Genomic DNA, 25335 nt, shown 5'->3' on the forward strand with positions numbered 1-25335 from the left:
AAATAAAATTTGTGTCTGAAGAAGGAAGATTGTTTTTTGGAAGTACTCACAAAGAAACTTCTAGTTAAACAATCTTTCTTGATTCTCGTTAAATAACAAAGCAAGAAAAAATCTTGATTAGTTGTATTCAGTGTTTGAATCAGTTTCTTCTGAATTACTGTTGTAACCTCAGCGGTACTTGACTGCTAAGAATTTATGCGTTTATGGAAATACAACCCTACAGTTAAATGATGTGTCTTCAGAAATAACCCATGATACCTAATTGCGTTATTCATGGATAATAACGGTTATTTCGACGAAATTGATATGAGATACAGGAAAAGCTAAAAGCTATTCACTTTTGAAAAGTAATTCTGAAATCTATGATTATTGAGCTTTTTACTTTTGGCTTTTGGTTTTTGACTTTTGCTGTGCTTACGCCCCATATTAGCGTAGCGTGTTAGCCCGCGCCTATGTCTACGACACGCTTTGCTAACGGCGAACGTCCCAAAGGGGTGCGTAACCCGCAAGGTCATTACCTATGCTGCTCTTACTCTACCTGCGGTTAAGAGCCTATGACTACGTCACCTTACGGATCCAGTGACTAGCAAAGCATCTTGCTGCGCTACCTCCGGTAACGCCCATCGGGCGCGGTTGCTCGTGCTTAGCCTGCGACGTCGGCGTCTTAGAACGCACTTTAGCTCGCCCTAAAGCGAACAGTGAACACCGCAGGTGCATTCTAGATGTGCCAAAGGCGTCATCTGCACTGCATTTGGACGCGCTACGCGTTCATTGTAGATGCCTCTAACAGCTATGCCGCCAATATACAGCTTGTTGCGTCCAAACACCGTAAGGTGCATCTTTGCCTCTTTCTTCTCTCTAGCTGCGCTACTTACAGATCCGCTAATGACTTGCGCATAGCCTTATATGATTAATCTGGGTTTATTGAGCAAACAAAATCCCACAACCGAGAGGAGGTGGGAAAAATAAAAAATAATATTATCAAAAGTTACATTTGATCTAATTGTTTGCGTAATGCTTCCAACTCAGCATCAACAACTTCATTAGGTTGATTGTCAGATTGATTACTGGATTGATTGCTGGATTGATTATTGTTTTGAGAGGTATTTCCTTGCTCTGGTAGTTGAGGTTGCTTAGGTGAAGCACCAGAAAGTTGTAGTTTCATTGCAGCCAACTCATCATCGATATCGCTTCCAGCTTCCAATTGGGCAAATTGGCTTTCTAAATCAGCACCGGTCAATTCTGCTGCCGATTGAGCGCGAGCTTCTTGGATCATGACTTTTTCTTCCATCCGCTCGAATGCTGCTGCTGCACTGCTAGTATTCATACCACCAACAATACCTTCAAGTTGTTCTTGAGCTTTGGCAGCTCTACTGCGAGCTTTAAGCATTTCTTTCTTGGTTTTTGCTTCAGAAATCTTGCTTTCTAGCTGAATCAAACTGCGCTTGAGATTTTCCACCGTCGCACTTTGTTGGTCCAAAGTACCTTTCAAAGCATTAGCATTTTCGTCAAAACTTTTTTTGCGTTGCAAAGCTTGACGTGCAAGGTTCTCATCACCTTTTTGTAAGGCTAGTTGAGCATTACGCTGCCATTTAATCACTTCATTGTTGGCATCGTTATATTGTTTTTCTGTTCGTTTTTGGGCAGCAATTGCTTGTGCTACACCTTGACGTAGCTTGACTAAATCTTCCTGCATTTCCAGAAGAGCTTGTTCTAGAATTTTTTCAGGATCTTCAGCTTTAGCAACTAAATCATTAAGGTTTGCACTAACTACTCGTCTAAGACGATCAAATAATCCCATAATTTTTACTTTTCCTGTTTAGATTTACGCGCTGTGTAGAACCGCGAGATTTTTTACGATTTAATAACTACTAATTCAAATGTAATTTTTTCTGTCTGTACCCTACCTCCAGGATAAAACTTTATTTTTAAGATATTCTGAACGATTGGTAATTGCCCAATATTCATAATTCTAGCTTTCGGGATTCTAGCTTTTGGGGTTCTAGCTTTTAGATCAATTTAGATTGGAATAAACTCCTCAAATAGAAATAAGCCTATATTTCATTGTTTTTACCCATTCCATCTGCAAGTTGCTGTTTCATTGCTGTTAATTCTGAATCAATTTCTTTACTTTTCTCTAGAGCAGCAAATTTTTCTTCCAATTCATTATTTCCACTTATAGAAGCAGCTTCTGATTGAGCTTCTATTCCTAAAATCTTCTCTTCCATACGTTCAAAAGCACTTTGATCGCCAGTTAAATCGCCCAGCATTTCTTGAAGTCGGTAGGAAGCTTGGGCTGAACGAGCACGCGCAATATACATATCTTTTTTAGTTTTTGCCTCAGAAATCTTTATTTCCAAACTTTGCATATTTTTTTTCAGCTGGGTTACAACCGTTTTCTGAGAATCTATGTGATTAAGTAATTCTTTAGCTGTATCTTGATAAGCTTTGCGTTTTGTCAGGGCTTCCCTTGCTAATGATTCGTTACCTTGCTGCAGTGCTAATTGGGCTCGACGATACCATTCTTCTGATGTCGATTGGGCTTGAGCGGCTTGTCGTTCTGTACGTTTTTGAGTCGCGATCGCCTGCGCTACTCCTTGTCGCAATTGCACTAAGTTATCCTGCATTTCTTTAACAGTTTGCTCCAGAATTTTTTCAGGATCTTCTGCCCCTTTGATTAAACTGTTGATATTAGCGCGAAGTACTCGCAGGATACGATCGATCAGCCCCATGAAAGCTCTCCAAAGTTGATGAATTCGCTGTTGGCGCTAGTCTTTAACACCATACTATCCTACGATAGTCAGCATCTTGCTTACTTAACATGGCTTATTTTATTTTTGCATTAAGCCCCTTACTTTTGAGTTCGGAGACAAGTTTTTTAGCTCTTTCTTTAGTTTTAAGAGCGCCAAGATGAATTAGCTTACCATCATCAGATATGTAAGCATCAGGAATAACTTGGCGAGCTTTAGTAACGGATTCTTCTCCTTGATTATCCACAACTACATGATAGAAACCATCAGTGCTGGGTTTGATATCTGCATCAGCTGCATCCGATTCGGTTTTTTGTGTTTCTTCGGTTGCTTGGGGTGTGTCAACTTGTGTTACTGAAGCATCGTTAATGGAAGATTGGGATTCGTTGCTCTCAACATTAGGTTTGTTTACCGGATTTAATTCTGGTTCCAGTGTTGTTGGTGTGGGTTTTGGTTTTGGTTTAAGATTCACCACATCGTCAGGATTATTGACTTCCGGAAATTCTTGGGTTGCTAAGTTTGGCTGTTTGGGAATAGGAGTAACTTGTGGTTGTGTCAAACTTCTACTACTACCTTTTATTGGGGAGTCATCTGAATCATTGTCAGAGTTTTGCTTGAATAATCTACCAAAACTCAGTTTTGGTAACTCACCAGGATTCGCAGCTACCCAACCAACTAAAATACAGGTAACCAACAGCAATAGCATTGAAGCAATACCCAAAGGTGTTAAAAAGATATCTGTTTTTGCTTCTGATTTTTTGCTTGATTTTTTTTCTGCAGAAAAACTTCGTAAAAGTTCTTCGGAAGATTCTAAGTAGTCTTCTGGGGACTGAATAATAGTTTGGTCTCCTGTGGGGGGGGAAGCCTGAGTTTTTTGATTCTGGGGAACTTCAGCAGCGACAATATTCCCCACTTTAGGTTTTACTTGTGACGAATTGGACTGTTCTAAATTAACCTGTTCTGAATCAACCTGTTCTGAATCAACATGCTCAGAACTTTGTTTTTCCTTGAGGTCGCGATCGATTTCTAGTTTTTTTGTATCCCCCCTGGATAAATTTGATGGTTGTGGGTTAACCTGGGAGTGCGGAGGTACTGATGTCGTTGCTTCAATTTTGTTGACCGAAACTTGAGACTCAGCATTTGCTTCCTCTCTAGGAATATTTTCGACTTCCGGAGTTAAATTTTGATTCGATTGTGTAGTAGCAATATCTTGTGATTGCGCCAATCCATTTGTAGTAGATGCCCAAAATTGGCTTCGATCTGGCTTTCGTTCCCTAAGACGCGTGCGTCTGTATCGGGCTAGTTCTCGATCTAGTTGTACTTCTAAACTAGCTAAAGCTGCTGCTAACTTTGGCTTAATATACTGGTTGTTAGATGATTCATTACCACCTGCATCTGTCCTCAATTTTTGACTCATTCCCTGTGTGCCTTGATGAACTTAGACTGCTGAAGTTAAACGATTGATAAATATAAAATAAAACTTGAATATAAAATAAAAAATAATTTCAATAAAACACTTTTGTGCCTATTTGGCATGAAAATTATCATAGAAATATTACAGAAACATCCCACAAACACGTTAATTTTTTAAATTAGAACCGGCAGAATGTCTTTTAAGTCTGTTAATAATATCTTAGATGTTCTGAAAAATCAGGCAAAATGGCAAGAAGATCCTTTTCAGAATTTACTAGATAATTGGTCAAAAATTGTAGGTAAGGTAGTTGCTACCCATACCCAACCCTTATACATTAAGCAGGGAATATTGTGGGTTGCTACTTCCAGTGCTGCTTGGGCACAGAATTTGACATTTGAACGACAAAACTTGCTTGTCAAGTTAAATGACTTGTCACTCACTCCTGTGTTGGATATTCGTTTTTCCACTTCAGGATGGAAACGTCAAAAGAAACATAATGAAGTTAATCAAAATTTATCACCTTCTCACCATCCCAGTTACATTGGTCCCCAAGTAAAATTAGAGTCCAGTACAGCACGTAAGAAAAATAATCCCCAAAAAGTTTTTCAGGATTGGGGAACAACGGTAAAAATGCGATCGCGTGGCTTGTCCCTCTGTCCTCAATGTAATTGTCCTACTCCACCGGGGGAATTAAAGCGTTGGGAGGTTTGTTTTTTGTGTGCAGCAAAAAGATAATAAATCAACCGGTGCTTAAAACATAAACTCTAATTTTTAGCAATATTTTAATTAATACTTAATTAAAGATATTAATTAACTACACCAAATAGTTACATATATTAGCTATCAGAATATTCATACAACTTATTTATCTTCAGTACTACTACTGAACAGTTTTCAAGTACTATGTCATAAAATTGTATAGTTAACATATACATTATTACGTTTATCTAAATTAATTATTTCTGCGCATACTTAAATATTTAATAGTAATTTTTTTGCAATCATAAATACATCAATACAATTCCATTAAACAATTATGATTCGATATATAAAAATAATATTTTACATTGAATAAATCTAATTTTTAAAGTATTTATGATTTCTGCATTAATTGTTTATTACATATATTTTACAATAAATATAATTAGTGTTTTTAGACTTTTTAATAAGCCTAGAAAATAGTTGATTATTAAATTTTAGCCGGTATTGCAATACTCTATTTAAGGGTTAATTCCTGAGTGAATTAGTAAAACATTCTATTTCCATCAGTACTAAAATAAAAAAACAGAAAAATTAAATAATAAAAAATAACTTAAAAATCAGCAGAAAAAAGTCATAAATATATGACTGGAGACATCTATCCATGAATTTTAAATATATAAAAAAATGGTTTAATTTTGCTTCAAACTTAAGTGTTTTAACTTTTTTATTCGTTTCAATTTCTCAGTTTGGTAGTGTATTTGCTCGAAATCCAAAAGGTGGAATTGACTGGATTGTGGTAATAGATACCTCTGCTTCCATGCGAGGTGCAGGTGGTACAAAAAATATTTTTCCTCAAGTTAAGAGTTCTATTACTCAATTTGTTAATACTGCCAGATTAGGTGATACAGTCACTATTTATAATTTTGATAGTGACGTAACTCTACAAGCTCAAGAAATTACTATTAAAACTAATCCCGACCGGGGTAAGCTCAAACAAATAATTAATAACCTCAAAGCTGATGGAATACGTACTCATACGGGTAAAGCAGTACAATATGCGCTGAAAAATTCCGCCAGATTAAACCAACTTCCTAATGCTGCAAATAGGACTGTGAGTATAGTTTTTCTTACTGATGGATTGGAAGATATTCGAGGTATTCCTAACCCCGTACCAATTCCTCACAATAACCAGCTTTTACGGGAACAACAATGCAAGCCTTATGTATTCTTCGTATCTTTGGGACAGACAGAACATGAAAAACAATTAAACAAATTTGCGAATCATCCAGCTCTTTGCGGTAAAGGAAGAGTACTACGCGACCCTGGAGGAGTACGATTAAATAAGCTGGCACAAAATATTAGACCAGTATTAATAAAACCACAAATTGATGCTAGTTTATCTGCGATTAATTTACCACCTGTACTACCGGGAAAAACTATAAAATCAATCCATATTAATAGTATTAGTAATGTTAATACTAAGGTAAATTTACAACTAAAAGATATAGAAAGAAGCGGCATTAAATTAGTTTCACCTAGCACAGTTGACTTAATTGCTAATCAAGCAAAAGCTATCCCTATAAAATTACAAATTCCAGCAAACACCGAAGGAGGTACCCGCAAGCTGCGCTTGGTATTGCGAGCAACAAATAGAGCCATTGCACCGCAAACAATTGATTTATCTTTAACTATTAAACCGCAATTATCAGTGCAGCCCAAAAAATTAGATTTTGGTTCTGTAGTTACGGGAGAAACCAGCCAAATAAAGACTTTGGTAGTTCGCAGCACAATTTCAGGAACAGCTAGCTTACAACTGCAAGGTAATTTTCAAGATGTTTCTCTAAAAAAACCTTCAGGAACTATGTCTTTAAATGTTGGGGAAACTAAAATACCCATACAATTTGAGGTTTCCGAGAACAGTTTTGAGGGTAAGCGTATCTTTAATGTGGTTGTGACTCCAGACCATCGGCTTGCGACTCCTCTCACTGCTAAAGCGGAAATACAAGTTTTGATTCCACTAGGACGGAAAATAATCTTTTGGTCGCTGTTAATACTACTAATACTTTTAATTGCTTTAACTATAATTTGCTTTATTCAACGTAAAACCCCCTGGGAATTACTTCAAGATATTCGCAGTCGCAAACATTTAGAAGGTGAATTGGAACTAATAGAACCACAACCAATATCACCGGAAGAAGAATACATCAGTCTTACCCATCAGCAGAAACCAAAAGTCAACCTGAGTGCATTAATACCAGCGATCGCAGCTACAAATTGTGATGCGGAATTAATCGTAAATTGGCAATCGGGGAAAAAATATGTATATATACGGGTTTTAGAAGGTGTTATTTTTGTCAATAATGAAAAAATAACTACATATCAACTTTACGACGAAGACACAATCGGGCTTGGTAACGTGAAGCTGCGATTTAACTGGCTCGGAAACCAAAGGCCCTATGAACCAAACAGTGGGCTAGAAAACTTTTGACTTTTAACTAATAACTAAAATTAGAGGAAATTAAATGCCACGTCCCACAGTTGTTTTTCGCCCCACTGTTGTCATTGGGCTAGGAGGTACTGGTTATGAAGTCGTACTCAAACTAAAAAAGCGATTTATTGATGTTTATGGCTACGTACCGGAAATTATTCGCTTTATTTCTATTGATACAACTGAAAATATTCAAAGTCGAGAAAAAACACCTGATGGCACTAAAGTTATTTTAGAACCTAATGAACTTTATGCGATTTCAGTGGCAAATCCATTACCCTTAACCCGCAACGATCATATTGACGAATGGTGGCCTAAAAATATTCCCACATCTAGCTTGATTAGTGGTGCAGGACAAATTCGAGCGCGAGGACGACTAGCATTTTTTGCCAAGGTGGGCGATATTAATGGTTTGATAAGTCAAGCAATAAATGCTGTACGGGAGATTCGCACTAGCAAACAAGCATTTTCAGATAACTTTCAAGTTTCTAACCGTGATGGTATTGAAGTTTTTATTGTTGGTAGTTTAGCCGGTGGAACTGGTAGTGGTACTTTTTTAGATGTTGCATTTCTAACACGGCAATATCTCAATAGCTTTTCCAATATTACGGGGTTATTTGTATTACCCAGAGTATTTGCCAATCTTCCTCAAACTCATTTGGTAAAATCCAATGCTTATGGCGCTCTAAAAGAGATCGAACATTTTTGGGGATTGTCTCCATCTCATCCTTTAGAAATTGATTACGGTATTACCAAAGTCAAAGCAGATCGACCTCCTTTTGATGCAGTGTTTTTGATGGATGGTATCAATAAAAATGGTACTGTAGTTAGCCGTCCCAACGACCTGCAAAACTTAATTGCTGATGGTTTATATATTCAAATTGGCTCTCAAATTGGTTTAGATGCTGCTAACGTTGCTGATAATATTCGGGCTTATTTAGCAACTGGTGAAAAAGTTCGAGGACGGAATATAAATTACTGTAGTTTTGGCTTTGCGACCCTAACTTTGCCAGTACATCAGTACGAGCGGATGAAACTAGAGGATGCACAAAGATTACTCAAAAATGAGTTGATGGCTTCTACTACAGATATGGATATCAGAAGTGAAATCGATCGTTTTTTACAGGATTGTAAATTAGAAGACGCTACTACTATTCTAGATAGTTTGATACAGAGCACTCGCGGCGGACAAATCAAACCAGAATTCAGAATCGGTGAAATGAAATTTGACCGTACGTCTCCACAGACAATTAAAGATCTGTACAAGCGACAGTTAGACCAAATGGAACAACGGACGGCTAAAGATTTAGCGATGAATTTTTACCGTTTAGAACAAACCGCGACAGCCACAATATCAGCTTGGTTAGAGCGTGGTATTAATCACCCTAATGGTTTAGCTTCTACTCTGCAATTTGTAAATAATCTTGCCCATAAACTAGATGAGTTACAACAAATCGTTCAACGCAAATCAAAAGAAGCACAATCTAGTTTTTCTGCTTTAAAGTTAGAATCACAAGAAGAAAAAATTAAAGAAGTTGCAAAAGGTTGGTTCCTAAATAAAAATAATGTCCAAGCAGCTTGTCAAAGATATAAGGAACGGGCTGACCAAAAGTGGAAGATATATTTACATTGGAAGCGTTGCGACAAAGCTGCAGAACTCTGTGGTGTATTGCGAACTAAAGTAGAGCAAATTCAGGAAAAATGCCAACGTATTCACAGCAACTTAGATAAAGTTTATCGAGATTTGGAACAAAGTTACGCTGAAGTTAGTTTGCAAGGTAATTCTGATAATCCTTTCATTCATACCATTCAGCGCATTGACTTGGAATCAAAACGCCCGAAATTTACCGGGGAAGACTTCATCCGTTGGTATCGAGAACAGTCTCAAAGCTTAACTAATTGGTCTGAGAAAAAAGCTGAAGAAGTTAAGGATGACATCTTAAGTTTTATGGAGGAAACTTATCATCCGCTCACCAGTATGAGTATTGAGCAAGTTCTGGCAGATAGCAACCCGGAAGATGCGGGACAAGATTTACAGCAACTTGGTAAGCTTGCGGTTCCATTGTGGCAATATCAAGATTCGGAAATTCCAGCCAAAAAGCAGCATATAACTACAGAATTTTATTATTACGGCGTCGAGAGTAATAACACTGTTTTTAGCGATCCACCCCTTTCTAATCGGATACCTAAAGGCAAAGGTAATGTTTCTTTTGTACCCACAGGCGAACCCCACAAACTTACGCTATTTCGAGTAGAAATAGGTGTACCTTTGTTTGCCCTCAATGGTATGAAAGATATGGAGTTAGCTTACCTAGATCCAGACAAAGTCTTTAAACATTTGCATCGGGGTTGGACAAATTTGGCAAATCTAATTCCCCCAGAAGATGATGGTGGATCGTTACGCTGGTTTGCCTTAGCATTAGCACCTAATCCGTATTCATTGATTATTAATCATAAAAGAAAGTATTTTATACATACCGAACAAGCAAGAAAATTAGAAGATGGAATTTTGCTGTTGGGGAACGATCGCAGATCGGCATTCAGAGCTTTTAAGAGTAACTCCTCATTGGTTAAAGAAATTGCTGAGAAGGTCGATAAAATTACCCACGAAGATATAGAAAAAGCAAGGTTGTCCTTGGAGAATTATATTAAGCAGATTAATCAGCTTTTGAAGAACAATAAAGTTGCTGTTCAAATTAAAGAACAGGTAGAAATGGAAATTCAAGAAATTGATGCTTACTTGGAAGATTTGGATGTGATTAGCTAGTCACGGATGAACTAACAAGGTAAATAAAGCTACCATCATAAATTTCCTGAAAACTTTGCAAACAAGGATTATACTTCTGAATCTAGCTGCATAGTAGCTTACTAGCATCATGCCAAAACCAACTATCCTAATTGCCCTCGACCCCCATAGCACTGCTTTATGTGCAGCTATCGAAGGACAACTCCAACAACTTCCCACGGTTCAAAGTCACTTAATTCAAACTTATACTCTCACTTGGGATGGTCAAGTTCTTGGGTTTAGTAAGGAGTTAGATCGCTTTGCCGATGGGAGTTTCGAACTCAAATTGAACAATCCCAAACAAGCTTCTGTATCCCAACTGAGTCAACAGTTCGAACGGGGAGCCAAGGAACTGCAAACAACTCTCATTGATTTAATTAAATCAGTTAATCAATCTCCTGAAGCGATCGCAGCGAGAAATTCCGGAGTTGATATTAGTTCTTGGTATAGAATTTACATCATGTTTTCCGCTAGCGACCCTCGGGTACGAGAACTGGTATTTGACCTGTCCCGCTTGATTCATTGGCTATTTAATATCTACTTCACTGATATTCCCCATAGTCTAGAAGCTTTGTTGCTCCTACCAGGGTTATTTGCTCAAGCTAAAACAGAACATTATGCTGCTGCTTACCAACTGCTCAAAGAGTTAGACGAAAAAATGACTAAAGGAGTGGTGATTTCTGGTAATCAAAAAAAACCACCTTTTGATAATTGCTGGTTGATCGATGAACGCATTGGAGAACTGGGAGTTAATTTGGACAGTTACGCCGATGCTTTTGCAGGTTTTTTAACTGCTGAGCCAGAAACAGGGGGATTGTTAATTGGAACCCATACAGTACGGGGAAAAATCCCAGCATACAGTACATTCGGCTATGGAGAGTTATTTTTTCCCGCACAGACAGTTATAGATCGCTTGAGTTCAACCTTAGCAACCGATATTCTGAGCCAAGAGTTTCTACGACAAGCAAAGTTTACTCCAGAAGCACATCGTCAGTTACTCTTGAATGCTAAAGAATTTGTCCTGAGTGAAGATTACAACGATGCTTTACAGCAATTAGAAAGAGACAACGGTAAACCAGTTTGGCAAGATTTTAATCCCCGACTTGATATTCGTCCCGGTAAAGTTCAAGAATATGGAATTGAATTGGAACGTGCTTATAAGCAATTTGAAGATACAAAACTTATTTCATATAAGCGCGCCCTAGAAAATTGTGGCAAAAAAACGCAAGCTACACTAACCGAACTCTTGGATCGTAGAATTAGCCAATATGTTGATGCTGTCACCGATGGTTTGCAGAAAACAGTTAGGTTATCAAACATCCTGACTAACCCTTATTTGGAATTGCAAACTGAATTTATTGGCGATCGCCCCGAAAATTTAATAACAGAACTACGCGCTGCTGAAGGATTCTTAGATTCTCGATTACACGTCACAGTTAATAAAGAAAATAGTCAAAAGCTGCTCGAAGGAATTTTCACCTTAAAATCGCAACGGCAACAACTAAAAGGTAGTTTAACCCAGGATAGTTTAACCCAAGATAATTTAACTAGAGATGCTCTAACCGATCCTAATTCGGAAACTCTTATTGATGAAGAGCTAGATAAAATTCAGGAGCAATTAAAAGTAGCTGTTACTGAATATTATCAAGCTATCAATGCAGAAATTGAACAAGCTCGCCAAAATCGCCTCACTGCAATTGATGATGCTCGCGCCAAAAAATACGCAACCATAAATCAAGGGCAAAAACTGCTAAATTCTCTAGAAAATCAGCATGAAACAGCTACAGATCAGTTAAATGAACTGATAGCAGAAGAAAAGCGATTTCGTTCTTTATATCTAGTTACCCTTCCTGTTGTTGTTGTTATTTTTTTGGTTGGAATCCTTGTTATTACTGGTCTTTTTAGTCAATCAAAATTTTGGTCATTGTTGCAACACATGGGAGTCAACTTACTAAACTATCTACTTTTGGGTTTAGTCACAACATTTACTTACTCAGTGGTAATTTGGCTGAAATATAGCAGTGGTATTCGCCAGCATATTCAGAAAATTCGGAAACAGGTCGAACGGCTTGAAAGCAGTTTAAAGGCTACTGCTGTAGAACTACGTCACAGCTATAACGATCGACTAAAGTTGGAGTACGAACTATACGCTCAAAATATTCGTGTTGAAGCCCTGAATTATCTCATTAAAATTACTAAACAAAAAACGGAAGTTTTACACCAAACTTTTTCGAATTTATCTCGAATACATGAGAATTTAATTAACAAACGCGATCGGTTAGCTACAAATTCTTCTGAAACTAGATTAGCAGTTTTAACAACCTCTGATATTGATACTTATTATCATCAGTCTTTTTTATCCACCCTATCTATTGATAAATTTTCAAGGGAAGAAATTAATCGTTCTCAATCGTTGCGAATTACTGCAACAGAATTTCGCGATCAACTGCTATCCTTCTCAAAAAAACAGTTTGAACATTTGACTCAATTATCCATTGGAGAAGTTTTAAAATCGGATCTGATTGCAAACGATACAGCTAATGTCCGACTGAATCAACTTTCTCATAGTGCAAAAATACTACTGCGCCTCCAAGATAGTGACGCTCATTTAAATCCGACTTCTCAACCAGAAATTACCCTTTGGGTTGGAGCAAAAGATAAAGAGGAAATACTTCAGCGTTATAACCGCTTTAGCCGTTCTATTACTCCCATTGTTGCCGAAAATGAAGGTAGTTTGCGGGTTTTGGTACGTTCTTTAGGTTTTCCAGTATATTTCCTCAGTCAAATTGAGTTTTATCGAGACTGCTATGAGCGCAATCACCAAGAACTATCGGAACAAGATAATAATATTCCCGATTTAATTCCTGAAGAAATTAGTTCTAATGGGGAATTAAATGGAGCTTATGATACTCTGCTGCTAGCGATCGCTCTTGAGCTAGTATCTCAAAATGCTCGAGATAATTATCAGTTTAATAATCAACCTCTTGGGAAAGAACGAGAAAAAATTGCTTCAGCTTTAGCAACTGAGTTTACTCACCAAGAACTATATGGAGAACTCAAAGAACGCATAGAATATTTTGAAAACCATTTAATTTACCAGCAATTAGAAAAATTGGAAAAATCTGCGAAAGATTTAACACATTACGAGCGTAAACGAATAACACAACTACTATCCAATTACAATCCTTTGAATTAATCCTTAACCGTAATTAAAAATCTAAGCTAACCCTGTCTTTGCGGAGGTTAAGTAAAGGCTGGGATGAGTTCAATCGATAGGGTTTTATATATTTATAGACTTTCATCCATTTACCTGCAGTAAGGCGTTGGATTACTAAATAAATATAGTAGATTACTAGAAAAACCATGCAAATATTATCTCAAGGTGCTAGGAAAGGAGTAACCCAACCTGAAGCATAACCCATCACTTTCACAAAACCCATAAGATAATTAAGTGATGATAAATCTATCTAAAAAAAATATATTTCCTAGAAAAAATAATTCTGACTGACTGATGTTACCAGAGCTATGGGATCTAAAATTTTATATTTATAGTTGATCCCCAATTATTTCGAGCTATTATTCATATATTTCATTCCGTAACTATTTAATTGCCTTAGCTCTCCTTTTGTATCAACTTCTTAACATAAAAATTGAAAAATATAACACAAATATAAAAAAAAAGTAAAGTTACCTTTTTAATATAAAAGGCTATAAACAATATAAAACAATGGTTTGTAGCTAAATTCCGTATTTGTATCTAAGAGCAAAATAAAATTATGTTAGTTAGCCTATTTCGGCATTAAATATGAAAGCCATCAAATTCTTAGCTTCTTCCTGCAGATACTGTCGATATTACAGACCTGAAGGAAGGCGGGGTGGCGCCTGCCAACAATTGGGAGCGCCTGTAAAAGGAAATTGGAAATCTTGTTCTCTTTCCTTACCACCATTTGCACCTTCATGGGAAAGATTGGAAGACGTTTGGAACTTGGCGGATGCAACTCCCGTTTTAGGCTCAGAGTTAAATAAAGCTGAGCTTAATGGTGCAGAGAATAAAGTTGCTCCATTGAAGATAGATGCCAAAAGATAAAGCTTGCCAAGTTTATTTACTTTAAATTGATAAACAGGATCGAACTAAAATATTTGAGCAGTTTGAGATGGAAATTAAAGTAAATAGATAGCTTAGTCTTTCACCCGAACCGTATGAATTTCAAATAATTTGCTTTGCAAGATTTGAAATCTATTTTGTGAAAAATGTAAATATTGAAAATCAGCCAAAATTTACTAGTTCCACCATAAGGGTCTAGAAAAATAAATTCTTTTTTAAAATTTTTGGGTTGTGTTCTGAATCTTGTAACTGAATCTTGTAAATTGAAATTTGGTTGATGAAAAATTGTCCCTTAAGATAATAAGGGGCAATTTTTGTGAAATTACATTAACCAAATTAAGGTAACCAAGGATATTGATGAAAATTGGGCGATCGTTTTTCTAGAAAAGCCTGCTTTCCTTCACTTCCTTCTTCAGTCATGTAATACAGTAAAGTGGCGTTTCCAGCTAATTCTTGTAAGCCAGCTTGTCCGTCACAATCAGCATTAAATGCTGCTTTCAAGCAACGAATAGCGATTGGGCTTTTTTCTAAAACCTCTTTTGCCCATTGGATTCCTTCTATTTCTAACTGTTCGACTGGTACAACTGTGTTAACTAAGCCCATTTCCAAAGCTTGTTGAGCGCTGTACTGACGGCAAAGAAACCAAATCTCGCGAGCTTTTTTTTGTCCGACTATTCGCGCCAGGTAGCTAGCGCCAAAACCACCATCGAAACTACCAACTTTTGGTCCTGTTTGCCCAAATATGGCATTATCTGCAGCAATAGTTAAGTCACAAATTAAGTGCAACACATGTCCGCCACCAATTGCATATCCTGCAACTAGAGCAATTACAACTTTGGGCATGGAACGAATTAGGCGTTGTAAATCTAGTACGTTTAGACGGGGAATGCCATTATCATCGACGTAGCCAGCCTTTCCACGTACACTTTGATCGCCACCCGCACAAAAAGCGTATTTTCCATCAGTATGTGGTCCATACCCGGTCAATAACACAACTCCAATTTTGGTATCTTCGCGAGCATCGCAAAAAGCATCATATAGCTCAAAGACTGTCTGAGGGCGAAAAGCATTACGTTTGTGGGGGCGGTTGATAGTTATTTTTGCGATACCACCCATTTTTTCATAGAGGATATCTTCGTAGGTTTTGACTGTTTGCCAGTTAATCTGCATTTAAATATATCGCTAATCTTTTTTAACATTAGCGATATTACTACGGTGGACATTTATTAAGCCAATCATTAAGCCAATCTTATCTAGAGTTTCTCGAGCAAGGTCGTTTTGAAGATGGTGCTTATTTCCAAAAAGTATATGCTTAAAATACTCATCAAATATCTGTGAACTGGCAACATAAAATAATTTTTATCACTATCTCCAACGGTAGCTGGCAATATCAGATCAAAGAAAATTTAACTTGTTCTTTATAATTTTTAAATATTAAATTAACCTGATTTTAGCTTTACTTAAATAACTAGTAATGGTAGCACCCCTTACAAAAAATAAATTTTGGGTTGGTTGCTAGATATTTGCTACATCACATTTTTTTATTTTTAGTAAGATTATTTCTCTATAAGGATTTCGGTTAAAGCGCAGGCAATCTTTGTATATCCGTAATAGGACATCCCGCGATCTGCCTAGATGATAAAGTAACTGTGTCAATTATTTTACATATTGGACAAAGTTATTTTTTGTGACTATACCTTAAAAAATTAGAACGAACTAAAACATGCAAACACTTTCATCTCTCGATAATTCCAATTCTGTTGAGTTGACAGAAGATAACATCTATCAAATTCTTTGGGAGAACGATGAAAACCAATTCTCTGTGAGTCCTCGCAATCGTGTTGGAGAATGGGAAAATCCCAATGCTGATATACTGTTGGACGAGCAGGTCAAAGCAAGTGGAAGTCGGGAAATAGATTTAGCTACCAGACCTTTATTTTATCGAGTTAACGAAGAGAAACTATTTGACGAGAATCGGACATACGTTAGTTTCATTAATCTGCTAGACAATTACGCCATTCGCTCAGTCGATCCAGAGTTCACAGACGAACAAGAAGAAGCAGAACAACGACAATTTATATCTCTAATTCTCAAAACTAAGCCAATTCAGTTAGCACTGAAATATATTAACCAAGAGTTCGGTGAAAATCTTTCAGAGCAACAATTTGCTTCCAAGCTAAGCCGTATCTGGTTTGAACTCTACACCAATTACTTCAGGGGTAGATCGACTGAATTTGCTTCTGGTTTTGAGCATGTATTTGTTGGTGAAGGTAAATATGACACCGATGCAGGTAATAAGGAAGAAGCTCTGGGTAAGGTGTCAGGCTATCACTCTTGGGTAAAATTCTACCTTGACGAACAAAATCAACGGGTAAACTATTTGGGTTACAAGTATGATTTGCAAGGACAAGAAGGACCACAAAATCCCAACGTTGTGACCCTACAACAGTTGCAAACAGTTACAGATATGCGCGGTAACATTGTTGCTAAACTTTTCAAGAAAAAAGGTGGTTTTTTTGTTGGACCTAGTCCCGAATGTGAAATTGCGATCGCAACTGTTGTTTATTACGAAAGTGTTTACGGTCGAGTTCGACGTGACAAACGACGAGTAAATATTAATGGAGCAAATTACGATTTAGTTCTTTATCGCAATACCAACCCCAACGGTAGTCGAGGAGAGATGATTCGTTCATTCTTCCCCATATTTCTCAGTCTTGAGGATCGGGAAGAAGCACAAAAACAAGAATCGGAAATGGATCCTCCTCGTATTGTCCCAATAGATGACATTCTTACCAATAATAGTTATGTCAGGATCGTGCGAGCATTACCTAACCCTTCAGGAAAAGATAAAGGTAAGGAGTGGGTTGAATTACAAAACACAATTGATGAGGTAATTAACCTCACGGGCTGGCAAATGGAAGATAGGGTTGGACGTCCTCAAGCATTAAGTGGGACATTACAACCCAATGAAGTCAAACGTTTTATTGTAACTCGTTCTACTCCTGATTCCATGCAAATGAGCAACAAGTCAGGATTAATAACTTTACACGATCCAAACTCAGAGGAAGTTGCGACGGTTAGATATTCCCGTGCTTCCTCAGGGACAATAATAGAGTTCGCGTAATAAATTTCTGTAGGGTGCGTGTTTGCGCGCAAGAGAATATTTTTTTGTGTCACCTTTGTCACCCTGCAGTAACGCACCACCCTAAGATTAATATGAGAATTTATTAGCGCACAAAAAAGTCTTATTTAAGTTACTTTTACTGTCCTCTTCCGAATAAGATAATTCAAATTATTCAATCCTCGTGAGATTTTCTAACCTTGTGTCTCCAACCTTTAAGACCCAAGAAAGCTTTAATTTTGGGCTTGATTTTGACTGTACGAATCGAGTTGTCAATATCTCCAGCAATATAAACTGTATTTTTAGCCAGGGTAATTCCTGTAAAACTATAAGGTGGTGGTCCGCTCGGAAAACCTGGAAGACCAATTGGTAAATTCTTTTTCAAAGTAACAGTTTTTCCTGTAGTTATATTAATAGCTTTAACGCTTTGGGTACCAACATCAGCGACTACCGCTATTCCTTCCGGATGATAAGCTACTCCTTCGGGAGAAGATAAGTTTGAAGTAATGACTTGATGTTTCCCAGTTTTGAGATCAATCAGTGATAGTCGATTACCCAGAGATTCCGTAACTAAAACAGTATCTTCATCTACTCGTGCTAAACCTGTTGGACAAGATAAATCCGATGCGACTATACGTCGATTTTTACCATTTTTGTCCAAAATTTGAGTGATTTGACCGTTACCGCAGTTAGCCACCAAAATACTACTATCTGAAAGTTCGATCGCATCATAGGGTATATTAAAACCGGTGTAGGTATTCAAAACATCTCCAGTTTCTCGGTTGAGCCGCTGTACTGTATCAGCAAACCAACTACTAACAATTGCATTTTCTTCATTAACAGAAACATTCAAAGGATTTTGAATCGGCGTGACAATACTACGTAATGTCTGCTTGATGCGTCCGGTTTTGCGATTCAAAACCCGATAGGAATTAGTATCTGCGACATAGAGAGAATTATTATATACTGCGATTCCACCTGGTGCTGTCAACCCCCGACTTGGGATAATTTTTCGAACTTTACCAGTTTCTGTATTAACTTCGTTAATATCACTATTCAACAAAGTTGCTCACATAAAGCAAATTATTGGGAGCAAATGCTAAATTATCCAAACCTGGTTGCAGTTGAGCAATTGACTGAGTTTGACCAGTTATCCTATTAACTCGCAAAACTTGACCAGTTGCTGTATCAAGTGCAAATAGCTCCGCTTTTGAGTTAAATTTAACAGCAACTGGATTGACTAATCCTGTGGTGACTTGTTCACTGACGCCAGTATCAACGTTAATTTTAATTACTTCACCCGTAAATTGACCTGGACTGTAGAGCAATCCATCAGGACCAAATGCAAAAGCATTTAACCCCGGTTTGTTTAAAACTAAGCGCGGGGGATTAACTCCCATGAGGTCAATTTCAAAAAGTCCTGTAGTATTTGGACTCAAACTTTGAGCAACAAAAACCCGACCATCTTGATTTTGAACAATTGGATTGACCAGTGGTATATCTGAAGCTACGGTTGCAAAATCACCTGTATTTAAATTAAAGCTTCTAACTTTACCCTCAAGCAAGGATGTATAAAAAATATTTCCATTGGCTGTAAAAAAGAAATCGTCAGCCTGACCTTGGGGGCGATCGATTAATACATCAAATTTTCCCGTTTCAATATCAACTCGATATATTCTTTGTCCAGGTACACTTCCTACATATAATTGTCCTTTACTATCAAAATTTAAACCATTCAACCCTTTGAAGGGTGAAGGTGGTACCAGGATTTTTGGAACTGCTAGAGCTTCACTGAAACTGAGTAGACAAAAGCTAGTTGTTAACAAAAACTTCCATAGAATATTTTTCTTGAAACTGAAACCTTTCATATTCAGACTTTACTAATAGGTGAATACTTGTGGAAAAGCCTTGTGCTTATCATCAACACAAAATTAATAAAGCTCACTTTTCTCTGATAATTAATAGGTTTGTGGTATTTAGACTTATTTATTTATTTATTTGTTTATTTATTTGTTTGATTTTCGATAGGGTTGGATTTTGGTTTCACAAATAAACTTCCCAGTAAAATAATTACTGAACAAAGAATAACTATGGGTACAACAGGTAAAAAGCCAAAGGTCAAACTTGCTGGAATTAACTTTAGTTGAAAACCAAGTAACACCGCTTCCCCTACCAGAATGGAAATGATGCAACTTAGCGGGTTGATATTTCTCCCATACAAAGCAGCAATAACAGTAGGAAACAATACAGCCAAACCAGTAAAAGCTTGGGTTGCAATCGCAGCAATAGTAGCTGGTGGATTATAAGCAATAATTAAACCAATAGTTGCCAAAATTATAATTAATATCCGTCCAACTAAAGTTTGCTCCGATAAACTTGCACTGGGACGCAAGTAAGAAATGTATACATCCCTCGTTAACATGGAACTTAAAGCTAGAAGCTGGGAATCCAATGTTGACATAAACGCTGCTAATGCTCCCACCATCACGAATGAAGCTATCCAAACGGGAGTATATTCTGCCAACATCATTGGTAAGACTTGGTCTGTAGCTTTTCCTATGAGATTGGGAAAGGGAATATGCGCCCAAACCCCAATCAGTACGGGACAAATAAACATAGTTGCTGTTATCAAAGGATACAAAACAGCAGAAACCTTCAAAGATGTGGGTGTTTTGGGGATATAAAAGCGCATAAACATTTGGGGAAACATCGGTACGCTCAGAACCCATAAAAGCATATAGCTAAACCATTTGGGTTTTGTGAAAAAGTTATTAATACCCTGTCGGGAAAAAATTTCTGGTATTTGTTGATAAACTGTGCGATTTGCTGCAGCGATTCCACCCAAGCTATTGGCGACAGCAAACACCGCTAAAATCATCAACACAAACATTAGAAGACCCTGCAAAACATCTGTTAATGCAACACTCCTCATACCCCCGGTGAAGACATATAAGACGATAATCAAAGTTAAAACAGTCGCACCAACAAAATAAGGAATTTGTCCGCCGGTTAAATTTTCCAGAAGATATCCCGCACCGATTGGTTGCAAAGTTAAATAAGGTAATGTAAAAATTATCATCACTGTCAGGAAAATCACTTTCAAAGTTTGACTTCCTAGGCGTTCTGCAATTAACTCTGAGGGAGTAATAAAACCTTTTTCCCGACCTAAAAGCCAGACCTTATAACCAATAAAATAAAAGGATATAGCAACTAACGCTGTCCCAAATGCCATCATCGGATAGTAGCTAATTCCCACTCGATAACCCGCACCAGCAAAACCCAAAAAAGTAAAAGCACTAAAGTTAGTAGCTATCAAAGTAAAAAATAAAACAATTGTTCCAATATTACGATCAGCGATAAAATACTCCTGTGGCGTATCATTTTTTCTCGAATAACCAGCTACTCCCACCCCAAGAGTAAACAGCAAATAAACAGCAATAAATAAATAAGGAATTAGATTTTCTACAGCCATTAGTGTAGATGATTTTTACTATCAACTACTTTTACAATAGTCCCAAAAATGCTTCTAAACATCCACCACTAATTGTTAATTAGAGATATGTTGGCGTTATAGTTTTCACAGTAGAACACTAGTTTGATGGTGTTTTCCAAAAAATCAGTGCAAATAGCAGCAAAGCAAGAGAAAGAATTATTTGTAACCCAACAAAATATATTACCCAGGGAGGAAGATAAAAAACGGATAACAATAATTCTGGTTGCCAATACCAAAAGTCAAGGGAAAGAAAAAAAATCACACTAAAACAGAAAAACCAAAAATGTGAGGTTTGAAAAATATTCATATTATTTTTGTGGAAAATTTTTTGTTGATATAACTTAACTCTTACAATCTCACCAATTTAAATTTCATCAATTTGAAAATGCGGGAGTTAATTAAGTTTTTGACGAGCAACTTTCACCTCCATCTCTTGCTCTTAGAAATGTGGATTAAATAAAGTACAAAAGTAGGGTGCTGTTAGCATCGCGTAACGCACCATTCCAAATTTCAGAATTACAGGTTATTAAATTTTCATTCCTTAGAACTTAAAGACTATAAAAAGTTTGTCATATCTTCAGAATAAAAAATTTTGTTTTTTTAAGATAAATCTCAACAGGAAAAACCATTAGATACACATCAACTCTTAGATAGGTGCTAGATCTGATTACGAGAACTCATCCATAGTTTTTAAACTTTCCCCTACGGTTTCCAAGCTTATTTCCATAAAGGCGTAGTTAAAATGACAATTTGCTATGACACAATATACCAAGCGGTATCAGTGTAAAAAACTAGTTGTCAGAATAAATAACCCATCATAAAAAAAGCCAAAAACATACTCATTACAACTGGGTGGCGTTTTTGAAGTATATCTCCTATGGGTATTTATCAAATTTATTTATAATCTTTTTCCTTGATATGACTATTCAGTGATTTAGTTTTATTCCGAAAAACTAGAAAGTATTTTCTTGACTTTATACTCGGACTCCAGGAATTAATAGCTGTATCTCACTCAAATTGAACATCACTTAGGTAGCAATTTTTCACTTCTTTGGATCTTAGTGATGTTATTAATCCCCATCAAATTCCAACTTGACTTCAGGTTTTAATTTTAGAAAACTCTAAACTAATCATAGATTAGAAATAAAAACAAGACTATTAAAATACAATTATGACTTTTGAGCAAAATATCACGTAAATATTTGCAGATATTAATGTTTTTTTGTTAAATAATTTACCCAATCAAGAAAGTTATGATTATTCTAGCTAAACCAATCATTGAAATTTTTAACCCAAAAAGTGGACTTGAGTACTACAAGCGACAGTTAAAAGAACTAACAAGTGTTTTCAACCCTGAATAGCAAGTTATTAATCCGAGCCTGCAAATGCCTCTAGTAATCAAACAAACGTAAAACTAAACTAATAAATAAGTCTTTCAAGCAACATAAAAATATAAAAAAATCAAAATAAATACCTGGGCAAAGCTTAAAATACAAATCCCAATGGGCTTGCAAACAACTGCGCAACAAGCCTGAGATTGGGGGTTAGACCCCCAAAAGATGGTGAAAAATTAAATTGAAGAGTTTTATCTAAATTACTTTTAAATTATTTAGATATTAGATATCAGGGGGATATATTTCCTAAATATTTACCAATAAATAGGTTTTATTCTTAGGGAAGAGTAATTTTAAAAGCATGTATCTCTGAAACAGACTTTAATCCTGATACAATGCTGCTGGGTATTTCTATTTTTATAAAGTGAGTGAGACTGTAAAAAATGACAAAATAATAAATAAGCAATTGCAAAAAAATATTAGTTCAGTATAAATCAGTAAAAATAAGATAAAAATATTAATTCCTTAGTGTTTTATTGCTTTATAATAGTAAATGCAACTGTTAAATATATTACACTAGATCATAAGTTTTGCACGTTAATTGAGCTAGAAAAGTAAATACTTTGTATTTTTTAGCATCAATCAAACATAAGTATAATCACTGTTTTTAAATTCACATCAATGTATACTAGTGAGCCAGCGAAGTATCCTGCAACAACAGATATTGGACAAGCAAACCGCGTTTTAGTGGTAGAGGATGAAGAACTTATCAGAGAAATGGTAGTTTTAGCTTTAGAGGCAGAAGGCTATGAAGTTTTAACTGCTACTGATGGACGTTCCGCAATCGAATCTTTGAAATGTTTCGAGTCTAATTCAGGAGAAGCTCTATTTGATTTAGTCGTTCTTGATTTGATGTTGCCTCACATTAATGGATTGGACATCTGTCGTTTGCTCCGACATCAAGGAAATCCAATTCCAATTCTCATGTTGAGTGCCAAAAGCAGTGAGACAGACCGAGTTCTTGGTTTAGAAGTTGGAGCTGATGACTATCTAAGCAAACCATTTAGTGTCCGGGAGTTAGTTGCTCGTTGTCGTGCTTTGTTGCGTCGCCAACGCTTGAGCAGTTTACCGCAAACACCTGTCTTACAGTACAAAGATATTTCTTTGTATCCCCAGGAATGTCGGGTTTTGGTACGTGGTGAAGAAGTGAGCTTGTCACCAAAAGAATTTCGTCTCCTGGAAGTCTTTATGAGTTATGCTCGTCGCGTGTGGTCGCGGGAACAATTATTAGACCAAGTATGGGGACCTGACTTTGTTGGAGATAGTAAAACAGTGGATGTTCACATTCGTTGGTTGCGGGAAAAATTAGAGCAAGATCCTAGTCATCCAGAATATATTGTTACCGTCAGAGGTTTCGGTTATCGCTTTGGGTAGTTGTTGGCTATGATTTTCCCAAAACAACTAACAACTAGTCATGTTAATACTAGGATTTTGTATCGGTTTTGGATTTGGAATTGGTCTTTGCATCTGGCAACGAGTACAACTCAATGCTTGGTTTCGTTGGTTACCGCAATTATTTTTTCAAAGAAGGTTTTCTCCAGCTAAAGCACCTTTAATTCCACACTTACAACATGAGATCCAATTGATTAAATTGGAACAACAATCTTTAGAGCAGAAACTACAAATCTGTTATGATATCCTCGAATCAGCACCCATTGGCTACTTACAAGTCGATGATGAAAATCAATTACTATGGTGCAATCAACAAGCACGGGAATTATTGGGTTTGCAAAAATGGCAACCTGGGGAAATCCGCTTACTCCTAGAATTAGTACGTTCTTACGAACTTGACAGGTTAATTGAAAAAGCTCGCGATCGCCAACAAATACAGGTACGAGAGTGGATATTTCATCCCACTTGTGAAGATGCAACAGCAATTTTAGAAGTTAAAACTCGGGCTGTACGAGCTACTAGCCTACCCCTAAATGAGGGGCGAGTTGCAGTATATTTAGAAGATTGCCAACCGTTATTGGAGATTACTCAAGTCCGCGATCGAGCTTTTTCTGATTTAGCCCACGAGTTAAGAACACCCCTCACCTCAATCAGGTTGGTAATTGAAACTTTACAAACTCAAATTGAAGCACCACTTGACCGATGGCTAAATCGGTTATTAAAAGAAATTGACCGATTAATTGGCTTAGTACAGAGTTCTTTGGATCTCAATCAGTTGGAAACTGGCGGTTCTATCCGCTTACATCGCGAACCTTTAGAATTACGCGGTTTAATTAATACTGTTTGGGAAAGTTTGGAACCGATAGCTCAAAAACATAATTTAAAACTAGTATATGTTGGACCAGAAAATCTTTGGGTCAATGCCGATCCCCAAAGAATGCATCAGGTCTTTCTAAATTTACTTGATAATAGTGTTAAGTACAGCCCCCCAAACACAAATGTTCGGGTGGAAGCCAAGGTAATACCGTCCTCAGATATTAATAAATCACAAACGGGTAATCTTTACTCTGTAGAAATTAATATTATTGACTCGGGTGCCGGCTTTACTCAAAACGACCTACCTCATATTTTTGAACGTTTTTACAGAGGAGATGAAGCTCGTTCCCGTTCTTATCAAGCTGAGGGAGATAAAAGTACAGATATCGTTGGCACAGGGTTAGGGTTAGCCATTGTCAAACAAATTATACTTTCTCACAAAGGTAAGATAAGTGCCATGAACCATCCCGAAAGTGGAGGAGCTTGGTTAAAGATTGAATTACTTGGTGAAGAGATGGCAGATTTTAACAACACGGATTATATTTAATGTGTCTTCAGTGGAGAAACACTTTGACTAGAATTTATTATTACTCGCGGCTCTTCACTCTCACAGGTTAGTAGTGAAAAATAGCTTGAGTTCTCGATCTATAGTCCATTAAAAAATTATTTTTATGTGTTATTTAAAATCTAGATTGTGATACCATAATGGTTTACAACGATTTATTATTGTCGAAATAAAATCCAGACGCATTACATTTAGTCTTGCTATCAATCGATGTAGTTTTATTAATAGACACTCACTGAGTAAATTAAAATTTACCGATGTGTAAGTAATTCAGAAGGTTAGTGAAATTGGTATATTTACCATAAATTCA

The 25335-nt window shown here is 36.8% G+C and carries 16 protein-coding genes; 9 read left to right on the forward strand and 7 right to left on the reverse strand.

The features are described from left to right. Positions 1-988 precede the first annotated feature (988 nt). The 3 genes from QNJ50_RS21330 to QNJ50_RS21340 all read right to left on the reverse strand — a co-directional run bounded on the left by QNJ50_RS21330 (position 989) and on the right by QNJ50_RS21340 (position 4167). On the reverse strand, positions 989-1801 hold the full coding sequence (locus QNJ50_RS21330) for a PspA/IM30 family protein (protein WP_300639102.1): 813 nt from the start codon (positions 1799-1801) through the stop codon (positions 989-991). Between the two features lie 253 nt (positions 1802-2054). Continuing rightward, positions 2055-2732 (reverse strand): PspA/IM30 family protein, encoded by a 678-nt coding sequence (locus tag QNJ50_RS21335; RefSeq protein WP_300639105.1) that lies wholly within the window; start codon positions 2730-2732, stop codon positions 2055-2057. A 94-nt stretch (positions 2733-2826) separates the two neighbouring features. After that, entirely contained in the window at positions 2827-4167 is a 1341-nt protein-coding gene (locus QNJ50_RS21340) for a hypothetical protein (protein ID WP_300639108.1), read from the reverse strand. A 189-nt stretch (positions 4168-4356) separates the two neighbouring features. Between QNJ50_RS21340 and QNJ50_RS21345 the strand changes: the two genes are divergently transcribed. From QNJ50_RS21345 to QNJ50_RS21365, 5 genes are all read left to right on the forward strand, one after another. Continuing rightward, on the forward strand, positions 4357-4899 hold the full coding sequence (locus tag QNJ50_RS21345) for a DciA family protein (protein WP_300639111.1): 543 nt from the start codon (positions 4357-4359) through the stop codon (positions 4897-4899). 628 nt (positions 4900-5527) lie between these two features. After that, positions 5528-7354, forward strand: a complete 1827-nt coding sequence (locus QNJ50_RS21350; protein WP_300639114.1) for a VWA domain-containing protein — start codon at positions 5528-5530, stop codon at positions 7352-7354. A gap of 34 nt (positions 7355-7388) precedes the next feature. Beyond that, entirely contained in the window at positions 7389-10121 is a 2733-nt protein-coding gene (locus tag QNJ50_RS21355) for a tubulin-like doman-containing protein (protein ID WP_300639117.1), read from the forward strand. Between the two features lie 109 nt (positions 10122-10230). Next, complete coding sequence (locus QNJ50_RS21360) at positions 10231-13335, forward strand: hypothetical protein (protein WP_300639119.1); 3105 nt, start codon at positions 10231-10233, stop codon at positions 13333-13335. Positions 13336-13944: 609 nt separating this feature from the next. Beyond that, complete coding sequence (locus QNJ50_RS21365) at positions 13945-14226, forward strand: hypothetical protein (RefSeq protein ID WP_300639122.1); 282 nt, start codon at positions 13945-13947, stop codon at positions 14224-14226. Positions 14227-14580: 354 nt separating this feature from the next. Here the strand turns inward: QNJ50_RS21365 and menB are convergent, their stop codons facing one another. Beyond that, on the reverse strand, positions 14581-15414 hold the full coding sequence (gene menB, locus QNJ50_RS21370) for a 1,4-dihydroxy-2-naphthoyl-CoA synthase (RefSeq protein WP_300639124.1): 834 nt from the start codon (positions 15412-15414) through the stop codon (positions 14581-14583). A gap of 553 nt (positions 15415-15967) precedes the next feature. On the opposite strand from menB, the gene QNJ50_RS21375 reads away from it, so the two are divergent. Next, entirely contained in the window at positions 15968-17368 is a 1401-nt protein-coding gene (locus QNJ50_RS21375; protein ID WP_300639127.1) for a lamin tail domain-containing protein, read from the forward strand. 172 nt (positions 17369-17540) lie between these two features. Here QNJ50_RS21375 and QNJ50_RS21380 read toward each other — a convergent pair whose 3' ends face one another. From QNJ50_RS21380 to QNJ50_RS21390, 3 genes are all read right to left on the reverse strand, one after another. Beyond that, positions 17541-18425, reverse strand: a complete 885-nt coding sequence (locus QNJ50_RS21380) for a hypothetical protein (RefSeq protein ID WP_300639130.1) — start codon at positions 18423-18425, stop codon at positions 17541-17543. Beyond that, positions 18418-19233: a hypothetical protein gene (locus QNJ50_RS21385; protein ID WP_300639133.1), complete on the reverse strand. Its 816-nt coding sequence runs from the start codon at positions 19231-19233 to the stop codon at positions 18418-18420. Before QNJ50_RS21385 ends, QNJ50_RS21380 begins: the two co-directional genes overlap by 8 nt. A gap of 134 nt (positions 19234-19367) precedes the next feature. Then, positions 19368-20837 (reverse strand): sodium:solute symporter family protein, encoded by a 1470-nt coding sequence (locus QNJ50_RS21390; protein WP_300639136.1) that lies wholly within the window; start codon positions 20835-20837, stop codon positions 19368-19370. Positions 20838-20963: 126 nt separating this feature from the next. Here QNJ50_RS21390 and QNJ50_RS21395 point away from each other — a divergent pair, with 126 nt between their 5' ends. The 3 genes from QNJ50_RS21395 to QNJ50_RS21405 all read left to right on the forward strand — a co-directional run bounded on the left by QNJ50_RS21395 (position 20964) and on the right by QNJ50_RS21405 (position 25007). Next, positions 20964-21125, forward strand: a complete 162-nt coding sequence (locus tag QNJ50_RS21395) for a hypothetical protein (protein ID WP_300639139.1) — start codon at positions 20964-20966, stop codon at positions 21123-21125. A gap of 1748 nt (positions 21126-22873) precedes the next feature. Next, positions 22874-23626: a response regulator transcription factor gene (locus QNJ50_RS21400; RefSeq protein ID WP_300639142.1), complete on the forward strand. Its 753-nt coding sequence runs from the start codon at positions 22874-22876 to the stop codon at positions 23624-23626. A 40-nt stretch (positions 23627-23666) separates the two neighbouring features. Then, positions 23667-25007 carry an ATP-binding protein gene (locus QNJ50_RS21405; protein WP_300639145.1) on the forward strand — a complete coding sequence of 447 codons (1341 nt, stop codon included), beginning with the start codon at positions 23667-23669 and terminating at the stop codon, positions 25005-25007. Positions 25008-25335 lie beyond the last annotated feature (328 nt).

Origin of the sequence: Mastigocoleus sp. MO_188.B34, from assembly GCF_030065675.1 — a bacterium.
GTDB lineage: Bacteria > Cyanobacteriota > Cyanobacteriia > Cyanobacteriales > Nostocaceae > Mastigocoleus.